At 72.0% G+C, this 12,812-nt stretch carries 10 protein-coding genes; 8 read left to right on the top strand and 2 right to left on the bottom strand.

Going from position 1 to position 12,812, the window contains the following annotated elements; all coding sequences use genetic code 11:
- Positions 1 to 215: 215 nt before the first annotated feature.
- The 7 genes from ITJ54_RS11750 to ITJ54_RS11720 all read left to right on the top strand — a co-directional run bounded on the left by ITJ54_RS11750 (position 216) and on the right by ITJ54_RS11720 (position 9,504).
- Positions 216 to 1,073 (top strand): sulfurtransferase, encoded by an 858-nt coding sequence (locus tag ITJ54_RS11750; protein ID WP_194628472.1) that lies wholly within the window; start codon positions 216 to 218, stop codon positions 1,071 to 1,073.
- 100 nt (positions 1,074 to 1,173) lie between these two features.
- Positions 1,174 to 2,241 (top strand): NAD-dependent epimerase/dehydratase family protein, encoded by a 1,068-nt coding sequence (locus ITJ54_RS11745; RefSeq protein ID WP_194628470.1) that lies wholly within the window; start codon positions 1,174 to 1,176, stop codon positions 2,239 to 2,241.
- A gap of 5 nt (positions 2,242 to 2,246) precedes the next feature.
- Positions 2,247 to 2,777 (top strand): AAA family ATPase, encoded by a 531-nt coding sequence (locus ITJ54_RS11740; protein ID WP_194628468.1) that lies wholly within the window; start codon positions 2,247 to 2,249, stop codon positions 2,775 to 2,777.
- 78 nt (positions 2,778 to 2,855) lie between these two features.
- Entirely contained in the window at positions 2,856 to 4,697 is a 1,842-nt protein-coding gene (locus ITJ54_RS11735; RefSeq protein WP_194628466.1) for a thioredoxin domain-containing protein, read from the top strand.
- A 25-nt stretch (positions 4,698 to 4,722) separates the two neighbouring features.
- Positions 4,723 to 8,580 (top strand): ATP-dependent RNA helicase HrpA, encoded by a 3,858-nt coding sequence (hrpA, locus tag ITJ54_RS11730; protein WP_194628464.1) that lies wholly within the window; start codon positions 4,723 to 4,725, stop codon positions 8,578 to 8,580.
- Positions 8,581 to 8,597: 17 nt separating this feature from the next.
- The gene (locus ITJ54_RS11725; RefSeq protein WP_194628462.1) at positions 8,598 to 8,981 is read left to right on the top strand and encodes a VOC family protein; all 384 of its coding nucleotides are present in this window, start codon (positions 8,598 to 8,600) and stop codon (positions 8,979 to 8,981) included.
- Between the two features lie 40 nt (positions 8,982 to 9,021).
- Positions 9,022 to 9,504 (top strand): nucleoside deaminase, encoded by a 483-nt coding sequence (locus ITJ54_RS11720; protein ID WP_194628460.1) that lies wholly within the window; start codon positions 9,022 to 9,024, stop codon positions 9,502 to 9,504.
- A gap of 21 nt (positions 9,505 to 9,525) precedes the next feature.
- Here ITJ54_RS11720 and ITJ54_RS11715 read toward each other — a convergent pair whose 3' ends face one another.
- The gene (locus ITJ54_RS11715) at positions 9,526 to 10,101 is read right to left on the bottom strand and encodes a TetR/AcrR family transcriptional regulator (protein ID WP_194628458.1); all 576 of its coding nucleotides are present in this window, start codon (positions 10,099 to 10,101) and stop codon (positions 9,526 to 9,528) included.
- Between the two features lie 83 nt (positions 10,102 to 10,184).
- On the opposite strand from ITJ54_RS11715, the gene ITJ54_RS11710 reads away from it, so the two are divergent.
- On the top strand, positions 10,185 to 11,066 hold the full coding sequence (locus tag ITJ54_RS11710; protein WP_194628456.1) for an SDR family oxidoreductase: 882 nt from the start codon (positions 10,185 to 10,187) through the stop codon (positions 11,064 to 11,066).
- 109 nt (positions 11,067 to 11,175) lie between these two features.
- Here ITJ54_RS11710 and ITJ54_RS11705 read toward each other — a convergent pair whose 3' ends face one another.
- The gene (locus tag ITJ54_RS11705) at positions 11,176 to 12,810 is read right to left on the bottom strand and encodes a hypothetical protein (RefSeq protein WP_194628454.1); all 1,635 of its coding nucleotides are present in this window, start codon (positions 12,808 to 12,810) and stop codon (positions 11,176 to 11,178) included.
- Between the last annotated feature and the right edge of the window lie 2 nt (positions 12,811 to 12,812).

The raw sequence follows: 12,812 nt of genomic DNA, 5'->3' as shown, positions 1-12,812 counted from the left end.
ACGCGCCCTGCCCCTGCTCGCAACTCGCCGCCCGCCCGACTCGGAACGACACCATCGCTGTCGTACGACCTCGACGTTGTCGTTCCGAGTCCGAGTCGGAGCGGGGACAGAAGCGCCCGTCGGCCACTCCCCCACAGCCGATCCCACCGCGCCTGCATTGCGCAGTGTTGCTGATCCACGGGGGCACGTCAGGGGTCCGCATTATCGTCGGACCCATGCCCCCCGTCCTGACCTCGCCGCTCGTGTCGACGCAGTGGCTCGCCGACCACCTCGGGGCGGACGAGCTCGTCGTGCTCGACGCCTCGGTGCACACCGCGGGGGTCGGGAACACCACGACCTGGAGCGCCGCGCAGGACTCCTACGAGCAGCGCGGGCACGTCCCGGGTGCTCGCTACGCCGACCTCGTCACCGACTTCTCCACGCCCGACGCCGACCTGCCCTTCACGCGGCCGTCGGCGGAGCACTTCGAGCGCGCCGCCCGGGCCCTCGGCATCACGAACACCTCCACGGTCGTGGTCTACGACGACAGCGTGGGCGAGTGGTCCGCCCGCCTGTGGTGGATCTTCCGCTCGTTCGGCTTCGACGACGTCGCCGTGCTCGACGGCGGGTTCGTGAAGTGGCGGGACGAAGGCCGCCCGGTGCGCATCGGCAGCCTCAGGAACCGCCCCGTCGACGCAGCCGATGCCTTCTTCGCGGGTGAGGAACGCCCGCTCTGGGCCGACCGCAGCCGTGTCGAACGCGCGGTCGACGGCTCGCAGCCCGCGGCCCTGGTGCTGGCGGCCGACGACAGCGTCCTCGGCACCGAGCACCCCCCACTGGTCCCGGGGACGACCCCGATCACGCTCGGGCACGTCATCGACCAGGACTCCAACGCGCTCCGACGCCGCGCAGCACTCGCGGACGTCTTCGCTCCCGTGCTCGGCGCGGACGAGATCGTCACCTACTGCGGCGTCGGCAGTGCCGCGTGCATGGACGCCCTGGCGCTGACGGTCCTGGGGCACGACCACGTGCAGGTGTACGACGGGTCGCTGGCCGACTGGTGGCGCCGCGAACCGGAGCCCATCGCGTCCTGACGGGCTCGGCGCCCCGGCACGGCGCACGGTGGACAGAACACCGCGGGCACGGCGCACCCACCGCGCGGCCGGACCACCCCGCACCACTAGGTTGGGCGGCATGAGCACCAGACGCGCAGTGGTCCTCGGCGGCACCGGCGGCATCGGCTCCGCCGTCGTCCGCGAGCTCCGAGGCAGCTCCGGCCGAGGCGGCGACGACTGGCACGTCGACGTCGTCGCACGCCACGGCGGGCCGGCAGCCGACGCCCTGACGGCCACGGGCGCCACGTTCGTCCCCGGGGACCGCCGCGACACGACCGTGCTCCGCGAGCTCCTCCGCCCCGGCGCCGACCTGCTCGTCGACACCGTCGGGCTCACCCGCGACGATGCCGCCCAGCTCCTCCCCTACCTGCCCGACGTCGGCTCGACGGTGTTCGTGTCGTCGAAGGCGGTCTACGTCGACGAGCAGGGCCGCCACGCGAACTCGCCCGAACGCCCCGTGTTCGGCGGCGCCGTGACCGAGATCCAGCCGACGGTGGCCGCCGCGGACGCCGACCCCACCAGCCGCGAGGGCTACGGCGCCTCGAAGGTGGCCGCCGAACAGCTGCTGCTCGACCACGGCTTCCCCGTCACCGTGCTCCGACCGTCGAAGGTGTACGGCCCGGGCATCGGCCGACCACGCGAGTGGTTCGTCGGCCGACGGGTGCTGGACGGCCGCGAGCGCGTCCTGCTGGCTGACCACGGCCGTGGCGTCGACCACACCACGGCGGCGAGCGGCATCGCCTCGCTCGTGCGCCTGGTCGCGGACGCGCCGGACCGTCGCATCCTCAACGTCGCCGACGAGACCGCTCCGAGCGTCCTGGAGATCGTCCGGACGGTCGCGGCGCACCTGGACCACCGTTTCGACGAGGTCCTGCTCGACGCCGACGCCCCGGCCTTCGTCGGCGTCACCCCGTGGTCGTCGCCGTCGCCGTTCGTCCTCGACACGACGGCGGCCCGCTCCCTCGGTTGGCAGCCACCGCGCTTCGAGCAGGCCGTCGGACCGGAGCTCGACTGGCTCATGGAGACCGCACAGCGCACCCCGGCCGACGGTGACGTCCCGTGGGCGTCCGACCCGTTCTGGGACCGCATGTTCGACTACGGCCCCGAGGACGCCGCCCTCGTCCTGCTCTCCATGGGCTCGGACTGACCCGCGTGGCCCGGTCCGAGGTCCTGTTCGTCGGCGGACGCTCCGGCGTGGGCAAGTCGACCGCGGCCGAGGCGCTCCACGACCTCCTGAGCGCTGCGGACGTCCGGCACGCCGTCATCGAGGGCGACGTCCTCGACCTGGCGCACCCGGCTCCGCACGTCGAGCACCCCGAGGCGCGGCTCGCCGAGCGGAACCTCGCTGCGATCTGGGCGAACTACCGGGAGCTCGGGCACCACCGGCTCGTCTACACGAACACCGTGTCGGTGCTCGAGGCGGACCGGCTCGCCGCCGCCATGGGCGACGACCCGCGCGTGGTCGCCGTGCTCCTGCGCGCCGGGGACGACACGACGGCGTCCCGCCTCGAGCATCGTGCCGGCGGTCGGCTCGCGGAGGACCAGCTGGCCCACAGCACCAGGACGGCCGGGAGGCTCGACACGGCTTCCCCGGACCGGGTCACCCGGATCGACACGGACACCATGGCCCCCACCGACGTCGCGCGTCGGCTCGCGTCCCTGACCGGGTGGCTCCCCGACTGAGGCTGTGGACGACGGCGTTCTCTCCCCACTTCGTCACGCCGCCGGGCCCGTTCAGCGGGGAGCGGGCACGCTGGATGGATGAACGACAACCGGCTCGGCACCGCCGTCAGCCCCTACCTCCGCCTCCACGCCGACAACCCGGTGGACTGGCGCGAGTGGGGGCCCGACGCCTTCGCCGAGGCACGCGCCCGCGACGTCCCGGTCCTGGTGTCCATCGGGTACGCCACGTGTCACTGGTGCCACGTCATGGCGCGGGAGAGCTTCGCCGACCCCGAGATCGCCGAGCTGCTCCGGCAGGACTTCGTGGCGGTCAAGGTCGACCGTGAAGAACGTCCCGACGTCGACGCCAGCACGATGGCGGCGGCCGCGGCGTTCACCGACCAGCTCGGGTGGCCGCTGACCGCGTTCATGACCCCGGACGCCCACGTGTTCTTCGCGGGGACCTACTACCCGCCGACCCCCGTGGGCGCGCACCCGGCGTTCCGCCAGGTCCTCGGCGCGGTGCTCGACGCCTGGCGCGACCGCCGGCCCGAGGTGCACGCGAACGCGTCGGCGATCGCGACCGCGATCCGGCAGGGGACGGCAGAGGCGACCGACGACGCTGGTGACGGGCGGGGCGGGGACGAGCCGAGCCTCCCGTCGGTCGACGTGATCCGCGGGGTCGTGGACGCGCTCGCCCAGGGTGAGGACGCCGTCCATGGTGGGTTCGGCGGCGCACCGAAGTTCCCCTCCGCGCCGTTGCTCGAGTTCCTGGCCGACGTCGCTGCGGACGGCGACGACGTCGCGGTGGGACTGCTCGAGCGGTCGCTCCTGGTGATCGCACGATCGGAGCTCACCGACGCCGACGGCGGCGTCTTCCGGTACGCGACCAAGCGCGACTGGAGCGTGCCGCACTACGAGCGGATGCTCTACGACAACGCGGGGCTCCTCGCGATCGCCCCGCGAGACCAGGCGCGGGGCATCGCCGACTTCCTGCGTGACACCCTCCGGCGAGGGGACGGCGCCTTCGTCGCAGCACAGGACAGCGAGTCGACGATCGACGGTCGCCGGGTCGAGGGCGAGTGGTACCGACTGCCACTCGGCGCGCGCGCGCAGTTCGACCCGCCGCCGCTCGACGACCAGGTCCTGACGGGGTGGAACGGCCTGGCGATCCGGGGCCTGGCGATCGCGGGTGCCCGGCACGGGGACGACGAGATGCTCGAGCTCGCCCGCGCCGCAGCGGACGCCGTGCTCGACACCCACGTGCAGGACGGCCACGTGGTGGTCAGGTCGAGCACGCCTCGGGGTGTCTCGACCGCGCCGCCGACGATCGAGGACGTCGGGCTGCTCGCGGAGGGGCTCCTCGAACTCGCGCTCGTGACGGGCGAGCTCCGGTACGCGACGGCCGCACGCTCCCTGGTGGACGACGGGCTGGCGGGGGCACTCGACGTCGACCCGGTGCTCGCGGCCTCGGGCACCGCGACCGGGGAACAGCCGCAGACCGCACTCCGGTCGGGCACCATCGCGCTCGCGAACGCCAGCGCGCTGCTCGGTGCGCTGACCGGCGACGACCGTCACCGATCCGCCGCAGGTCGTCTGGTCGCCGACCGCGCTCGCACCGGTACCACCCGTCCACTGGGCCACGCGGACGCCCTCGGGGTGGCACTCAGCCTGCAGCGGCCGTCGCAGGAGATCGCCGTGGTCGCGTCGGATGCTCAGGCGCTCCGCGAGTTCCGGACGCTCGCGGCCACCGCTCGACGCCCCGGTTCCGTGGTCGTCACCGTCACGCCGGAGCAGGCTCGGGCCTGGTCGGACGCCGGGTTCTCCCTGCTCGACGGCCGTGACGCGCTCGACCCCGCGGCGTACGTCTGCCACGACCACGTGTGCGCCCTGCCCGCACGCTCGACCGAGGAACTGACCGCGCAGCTCGCGTCGAGCTGACCGCGGGCGGTATCCTGGAATGCTCATGTCTCCCACGCCGCTCGTCATCACCTACCCGCCCGAGCTGCCGGTCTCGCAGCGGCGGGACGACATCGCCGCGGCGATCCGCGACAACCAGGTCGTGATCGTCGCCGGTGCAACGGGGTCCGGCAAGACGACGCAGCTGCCGAAGATCTGCCTCGAACTCGGTCGCGAGCACATCGGGCACACCCAGCCGCGCCGGATCGCCGCCCGCACGATCGCCGAGCGCGTGTCCGAGGAACTCGGCGGCGAACTCGGCGACCTGGTCGGGTACCAGGTCCGCTTCACCGACAAGGTCAGCGCGAACACCCGGGTCAAGCTGATGACCGACGGGATCCTGCTCAACGAGATCCACTTCGACCGCGACCTGAAGCGCTACGACACGATCATCATCGACGAGGCCCACGAGCGCTCGCTGACGATCGACTTCCTGCTCGGGTACCTGAAGCGGCTGCTCGTCCGGCGGCCGGACCTCAAGCTCATCATCACGAGCGCGACGATCGATCCGCAGTCCTTCTCGGCGCACTTCGACGACGCCCCCATCATCGAGGTCTCCGGGCGCACGTACCCGGTGGAGATCCGGTACCGCCCGCTCGTCGCCGACCAGCCCGACCCCGACGACGCCGAAGCCGACGACGAGACCGACTCGCGGACGGCCGACGCCGGCAGCAGCGCCGACGACCGCGACCAGCTCACCGGCATCACCGACGCGCTCGACGAACTCGCGCGCGAAGCACCCGGCGACGTCCTCGTGTTCCTGTCCGGCGAGAACGAGATCCGCGACGCCCAGGACGCCATCGAGGGCAAGCACTACCCCGGCACCGAGGTCCTGCCGCTGTACGGGCGGTTGTCCGCGGCCGACCAGCACCGGGTCTTCCAGCGCAGCGCGACCCCGGGCGTCCGGCGCCGCGTCGTCCTGGCCACGAACGTCGCCGAGACCTCGCTCACCGTCCCCGGCATCAAGTACGTCATCGACACCGGCACGGCCCGCATCTCCCGGTACTCCCCGCGCGCCAAGGTGCAGCGCCTGCCGATCGAGGCCATCTCGCAGGCCAGCGCGAACCAGCGCTCGGGCCGTGCGGGCCGCACCAGTGCGGGCATCGCGATCCGGCTCTACTCGGAGGACGACTTCGACCGCCGCTCCGAGTTCACCGACCCGGAGATCCTGCGGACGAACCTGGCGGCCGTGATCCTGCAGATGATCAGCCTCGGCTTCGGCGACATCGAGGCCTTCCCGTTCCTGCAGCCGCCGGACTCCCGCGGCGTCAAGGACGGCCTCGACCTGCTCCGCGAACTCCGCGCGGTGGACGCCGCCGGTGCGATCACGAAGTCCGGACAACAGCTCACCCGCCTGCCGATCGACCCGCGGCTCGGTCGGATGGTGCTCGAAGCCGGCAAGCAGGGCGTCGGACGCGAGGTCATCGCGATCGTCTCGGCACTGAGCATCCAGGACCCCCGCGAACGACCGCTCGAGAAGCGCGCCCACGCCGACCAGCTGCACGCCCGGTTCGCCGACCCGACCAGTGACTTCCTCACCCTGCTCGGCCTCTGGAACCACATCCAGGACAAGCAGGACGAGCTGTCCTCCAGCGCGTTCCGTCGGCTGTGCAAGGCCGAGTTCCTCAACTACCTGCGGATCCGCGAGTGGCAGGACCTGTACCGGCAGCTGTCCCGCGCCGCCAAGCAGGTCGGCGTCCACGTGGACAACGACCGCAGGGACGACCCCGACGCCGTCCACCGCTCGCTCCTGGCAGGGCTCCTCAGTCAGATCGGGCTGCGCGACCGCGAGAAGCGGGACTACCTCGGCTCCCGCAACACCCGGTTCGTGCTGTTCCCCGGCAGCGTGCTCGCGAAGAAGCAGCCCGACGCCGTGATGGCCGCCGAGCTCGTCGAGACCAGCCGGCTGTTCGCCCGGACGGCGGCACGCATCGACCCGCTGTGGACCGAACAGCTCGCCGGCGACCTGCTCAGGCGCACGTACGGCGAACCGCACTGGGAGAAGAAGCAGGGCGCAGCCGTCGCGTACGAGCGCGTGACCCTGTTCGGCGTGCCCATCGTGCAGCGACGACGGGTGCAGTACGTCCGCATCGACCCCGTGCACTCGCGGGAGCTCTTCATCCGGCACGCCCTGGTGGAGGGCGAGTGGGACTCACAACAGGCCTTCGACCGGGCCAACCGCGCGCTCCGCAAGGAACTCGAACAGCTCGAGGAACGCACGCGGCGCCGCGACATCCTGCTCGACGACGAGACCGTCTACGAGTACTACCACGCCCGCATCCCGGCCGAGATCGCGACCACCCGCGACTTCGAGGGCTGGTGGCGGCGGACGCGCCGGGACCAACCCGATCTGCTGACCATGCGGCGCGAAGACCTGCTCGACGAGTCCGCGGCCTCCGCTGCCGAGGACGACGCCGAGTACCCCACGCAGTGGCGGTCCGGTGACAACCGACTGGCGGTCCGGTACCGCTTCGAGCCCGGCGCCGAGGACGACGGCGTCAGCGTGCAGGTCCCGCTCGCGCTGCTCCCCCGGATGCGCGAGGAGGGCTTCGACTGGCAGGTCCGCGGGCTCCGCAAGGAACTCGTCACCGCGCTGATCAAGACCCTGCCGAAGCAGATCCGCAAGAACGTCGTCCCCGCAGCGGACTGGGCGGAGAAGATCGTCGACGAACTCCCCGAGGACGCTCCGACGACCCCGACCGAGAGCTTCCGCGCCACCCTCGCCAAGACCATCCAGCGCATGACGTACGTGCCGGTCACCGAGCAGGACTTCGACATGACACGGGTCCCCGCGCACCTGCTGCCGACCTACGCCGTCGTCGACGAGCGCGGCCGTCGGGTCGAGGCCGGCAAGGACCTCATCGCACTGCAGACCAAGCTCAAGGAGCGCACGCAGGAGAGCGTCGCGCGTGCCACGCAGCAGGGCGGTCGACGGGCAGGAGCCGCGCGGGTCGCGGATGCCGCTCCCGCAGGTCGGCTCGAGCGCTCGGGGCTCGTGGCCTGGCCCGACACGGACCTGCCCGAGCTGCTCGACACCAAGCAGGCCGGCGGGGTCATCCGCGCCTACCCGGCCCTGGTCGAAGAGGGCTCCGGACCCAAGGCCACGGTCGGCGTGCAGCTGTTGGCGACCCCGGCCGACCGGGCGGTGCGCATGCCCGCCGGTGTCCGTCGACTCGTGATGCTCGCGGTGCCGTCGCCCGTGTCGTACATCCAGTCGCACCTGACGTCGCAGGAGAAGCTCGCGCTGGCGGCCAGCCCGTACCCGTCGACGGCCGCGCTGTTCGACGACGTGCTCGCGGCCGTGGTGGACGCCGGCATCCGCGCCGCGCACCCCGACGGCCTGCTCTACACGCGCGCGTCGTTCGAGGCCGTCCGCGACTCGGTGTCCGCCGGCGTCGTGGACACGATGTTCGCCGCCGTGTCCGAGGTCGCCGCGGTCCTCGCTGCCCAGCGGAAGGCCGAACGCGCGATGAAGCAGGCGACGTCCATGGCACTGCTCCCCGCGCTGAACGACATGCGGCAGCAGCTCGAGCGCCTGGTGTTCCCGGGCTTCGTCGCGGTGGCGGGGCTCGACCGCCTCCGCCGCATCCGGGTGTACCTGCAGGGCGTCGAGGCCCGTGTCACGAAGCTCCTGCAGAACCCCGGGCGCGACGCCACCTGGATGCGCGAGGTCTCGGTCGCCACCGGCCGGTACGAGGACGCGGGCGGCACCTTCCCGCCGGTCGTCGGGGCACACCCCGAGCTCGTCCACGCCCGGTGGATGCTCGAGGAGTTCCGGCTCAGCCTCTTCGCGCAGGAACTCGGGACCGCCGAGACGGTGTCGCTGCAACGGATCACGAAGGCCCTGTCCTCCGCCAGCGCCTGAGGACTACTCTCACCGGCATGATCGGCACCTTCGACGTCCTCGTCCTCGACTGCGCGGACACCCGTGCACTCGCCCGGTTCTACGCGGAGCTCCTCGGCGGCGAGGTCGTGGCCTTCGACGAGGACTGGGCCGAGGTCGTGCTGCCGATCGAGGGCAGCAGGCCGCTGCTCGCGTTCCAGCAGGTCGAGCACTACCGGGCTCCCGAGTGGCCCGCGCAGGACGTGCCGCAGCAGATGCACATCGACGTGAAGGTCGACGACCTCGACGTGGGCGAAGCAGCGGTCCTCGCGATCGGGGCGACCGTCACCGGGAAGGCGAAGGACGACGCCGGCATCGAGAGCTTCCGCGTGTACCTCGACCCCGCCGGTCACCCCTTCTGCCTCATCCAGCCAGGCGACTGATCCCGGAGACCGTCCAGGCCCCAGTGGCATCGTCGCTGGCATGAGCACCACCGAGATCGACACCCGGTTCACCGAGCGCGTGGTCAAGCGCGCCGTCCAGAACGTCCGCGAAGGCGGCAAGCCCTTCGCCTGCCTGGTCGTCCGCGACGGCAAGGTCCTGGTGGAAGCCGCGAACCAGGTCGCGCAGTCCGGCGACGTGACGGCGCATGCTGAGATCTCCGCGATCCGTCTCGCCGCGGAGATGGGCATCACCGACCTCAGCGGCACGGACGTCTACGTCACCGCCTACCCGTGCCCGATGTGCCTCGGCGCGCTGTACTACGCCCAGCCGGACCGGGTCGTGTTCGCCGCGTCGCGCGAGCAGGAGTCGGAGCACTACGAGGACGGCAACCGCCTGATGACCCTCGACACGTTCTACGACGAGTACGCCAAGCCCGTCGACGAGCGCGCCCTGCCCGCGGAACAGGGGCCGAGTGAGGACGCCACCCTGCCGTTCCGCGAGTGGTCTGCCCGCCAGGACTGACCGTCCGGGCACCGCCCGCACTCAGCGGAGCGTGCCCGCCCGCTCCGCGAGCCGCTCGACGACGTCGGCGGCGATCTCCCCGAACGACGCGGTCGGTTCGCCGTCCGTCCACCGTTCGAACGCCGCGTCGAGCGCCAGCACCCCGAACTCCCCGCCGAGCCGCGCCCCGAGCACGTCGACGCCCTGCTGCGCGAACGCCGACGTCATGGCGGCGCTGATGCCGGCTCGCTTCAGCAGTTCGCGCTCGCGCAGCTCGGGGTGCCGCGCGACGATCGTCCGTCGCTGCGTCGCCTGGCGGTGCCGCTCGGCCGTGAACGCCAGCTCCCCCGCCCGGGTGAACGCCGCGGTCAGGTACTCGGCGACGGACAGCCCCGTCGGCAGCTCCGCGACGGCGGCGACGAGCAGGTCGGAGAGCGTGTCCTCGGTCCCGAAGACCACCTCGCGCTTGTCCGCGAAGTGCCGGAAGAACGTGCTGCGCGTCAGGCCCGCGCGGTCGGCGATCTGCGCCACGGTCGTCTCGTCGTACCCGGGGTCGACGAACAGGTCGAGCGCAGCGGACTCCAGCCGCTCGCGACCTCCTGATGCCCATCGACCCATGATGTTCATCTTACTGATGAGACTGCGTCCCATCATGTGTACAGTGATGGCACGCAGTCCCATCACCTCGTCAGGAGCAGCACATGCGCGTCTTCGTCGCCGGAGCATCCGGTTGGATCGGTTCAGCCGTCGTCCCCGAACTCCTCGCCCACGGACACCAGGTCGTCGGGCTCGCCCGATCTGACCGGTCCGCCGACGTCATCACCACCGCGGGGGCCGAGGTCGTGCGCGGCACGCTCGAGGACCTCGACGTCCTCCGCACGACCGCCACCACGAGTGACGGCGTCGTCCACCTCGGCTTCTCCCTCGACAGCGGCGGGTTCGACGAGGGCATCCGCATCGACGCCGCCGCGACCGACGCCCTCATCGGAGCCCTGGCCGGCAGCTACAAGCCGTTCATCGCGACGAGCGGGACGTCGGTCCTGCCCGGACAGGTCTCGACCGAACGCGACGCCCCAGACCTCACCAACCCGGTCGCCGGGCGCTTCCGGATCGCGGAGACGGTGCTCGCCGCAGGAGCGCAGGGCGTCCGCTCAGCCGTGGTCGGGATGCCCCGCTCGGTGCACGGCGACGGCGACCGGTTCGGCTTCGTCCCGATCATGATCGCCGCCGCACGTGAGCACGGCGTCTCCGGGTACCTCGGTGACGGCACCCAGCGCTGGCCCGCGGTGCACGTCCGCGACGCGGCCCGGCTCTACCGCCTGGCACTCGACGGCGCACCGGCCGGCACCCGACTGCACGCCGTCGGCGACGAGGGCGTCCGGATGCTCGACATCGCCGAGGCGATCGGACGACACCTCGCACTGCCGGTCGAGCCGGTCGACCCGGAGGTCTACGGCTTCCTCGGTGGCGTCTTCGCCATGGACCAGCCGTCCGCCGCACCCGTCGCGCACGAGCTCCTCGGCTGGTCGGCCGAGGAGCCCGGCCTGCTGGAGGACATCGAGGCAGGACACTACTTCCGCTGACAGGTCCGCCCGGTCGGAGGATGTGGTGGCTGGCCCACCACCGGACGGGAGGCTCGGGACCAGCCCGCCCCGAGCCTCCCGTCCGGCAGTGGGCCGGGCCACCCCTGGATCAGCCGCCGGCGCGCGCCTCCAACGCTTCTTCGAACTCCCGCCGCATGGCGTCGCCGCCCCGGCGACGCCAGTCGCGGACGACCGAGCCCCACCCGGAGACGGGGGCGCGACCGAGCAGGACGTCGTTGACCGCACTCGTGGCGAACGTGCCGATGGCCGGTCCCTTCGTGGAGTTCGTCGGCGAGTACAGCCCGTAGGTCGGGTTGGTGATCCCGTCCTCCAGCCAGGACGACAGCGACTCGTAGACGACGTCCGTCATCTGCGGGGCGCCCGCGTAGAACAGCGGGAGCGGGCACTCCGTGAAGTACTGCAGCGGGAACTCGCCGAGCGCGGTCTCGCTGTTGCCCGTCTTCGTGAGCACCGGAGCGCCGTCGCGGTACTCGAAGTCGCGACCCTCGATGCCGAACTTGCGGTAGAGCCAGGCCTCGGTGCCGAACGGCGACGCGCACCAGTCCAGCACGCCGAGCAGCATGCGGATGCGCTCCTCCGAGCCGGCGGCGAGCGCGGTGATGGCGTTGTTCGGGTCGCCGAGCCACGGCTTGGGCGTCGCGCCGCCGGGTCCGACGAACGGGGCCATCGTCATGCGGAACCCGCTGCCGGGCTCAGCTTGTTGGAGTAGGCCGGGGATCGCGCTGTAGCTGTCCTGCAGCATGAGGGCCGAGCCCTGCACGAACCAGACCTTGCCGTTGTAGGCGGTGACGCTGTCCGGGTGGACGAGGCCCTCGGCCAGGAACTTCCGCGAGGCCTCGAGCATGTCCTGGTAGGCCTCCACCTCGTACATGTGGCGGAGGCGGCCGCCCTCCTCCTCCCACTGGTTGGGGACGCCGAACATCGAGGCGAGGATGTTCGTCGGCACGGAGCCGAGGGCCCAGCGGTTGCGCTGCGGCTCCGAGACCTCGCGGCAGAGCGCGACGAACTCGTCGAGGCTCCCGAACGCCGGGTCCACGCCGAGGTCCTCGAACAGGTCCTGCCGGCGGTGCAGCACCCCGGTCGTGAGGGGCCCGCGCGGGACGGGCACGCCGTAGATCCCGCCGGAGAACACGGTGCCGCGCCACGACGCCGTGGGCAGGTTCGCCAGGTACGGGTAGTCGCGGATGCCGCTGCCGGACAGGATCCCGGTGAGGTCGGCCGCCTTCGCCTCGAGGAACTGCGGCAGGTACGAGAACGTGCCGAAGACGGTGAAGACGTCGCCGAGGGTGTCGCCGGCGACCTGCGTGGCGAACTTGTTCCCCCAGTCGGCGTTCGGGGTGATCGTGAGGTCGAGGTCGACGCCCATCCGCTCGTCGAGGCCCTGCCAGTAGGGGTTGCTGCCCTTCGAGGGCGGGACCGGCGAGTTCGTCGGGACGCTGCCGTGCAGCGCCGAGCCGTCGCCGGGCACCCTGGCCGTCGGCACCAGGGTCGACGGGATCCGTCGGAACGCGGACGGCATCAGGGCGCTGGTCTTGGGCAGCACCGGCTCCGGTCCGCCGGCCCACGGCACGTAGTCCGGCAGCGTGACGGCCCGGTTGATCGCCTTCACGTCGGTCGAGCGGGTCACGGTGTCGCAACCGGCCAGGAGGCTCGTGGCCGCGATCCCGAGACCGCCCGCGATGAGTCCGCGGCGGCTGATGCCGCGTGGTGCGTTGGTCGTCATGG

The sequence above is a fragment of the Curtobacterium sp. VKM Ac-2865 genome, assembly GCF_015350905.1.
In the GTDB taxonomy this organism is placed as follows: Bacteria; Actinomycetota; Actinomycetes; order Actinomycetales; family Microbacteriaceae; genus Curtobacterium.
The sequence above is the reverse complement of the archived record's forward strand: the minus strand, read 5'-3'. Positions and strand labels throughout refer to the sequence as shown.

Excerpts from the sequence above, each read along its gene's own strand:
- ITJ54_RS11720 (WP_194628460.1), top strand. The coding sequence starts at position 9,022 with ATGAGCACCACCGAGATCGACACCCGGTTCACCGAGCGCGTGGTCAAG.
- ITJ54_RS11735 (WP_194628466.1), top strand. The coding sequence starts at position 2,856 with ATGAACGACAACCGGCTCGGCACCGCCGTCAGCCCCTACCTCCGCCTC.
- ITJ54_RS11750 (WP_194628472.1), top strand. The coding sequence starts at position 216 with ATGCCCCCCGTCCTGACCTCGCCGCTCGTGTCGACGCAGTGGCTCGCC.
- ITJ54_RS11745 (WP_194628470.1), top strand. The coding sequence starts at position 1,174 with ATGAGCACCAGACGCGCAGTGGTCCTCGGCGGCACCGGCGGCATCGGC.
- ITJ54_RS11710 (WP_194628456.1), top strand. The coding sequence starts at position 10,185 with ATGCGCGTCTTCGTCGCCGGAGCATCCGGTTGGATCGGTTCAGCCGTC.
- hrpA (WP_194628464.1), top strand. The coding sequence starts at position 4,723 with ATGTCTCCCACGCCGCTCGTCATCACCTACCCGCCCGAGCTGCCGGTC.
- ITJ54_RS11725 (WP_194628462.1), top strand. The coding sequence starts at position 8,598 with ATGATCGGCACCTTCGACGTCCTCGTCCTCGACTGCGCGGACACCCGT.
- ITJ54_RS11705 (WP_194628454.1), bottom strand. The coding sequence starts at position 12,810 with ATGACGACCAACGCACCACGCGGCATCAGCCGCCGCGGACTCATCGCG.
- ITJ54_RS11715 (WP_194628458.1), bottom strand. The coding sequence starts at position 10,101 with ATGGGTCGATGGGCATCAGGAGGTCGCGAGCGGCTGGAGTCCGCTGCG.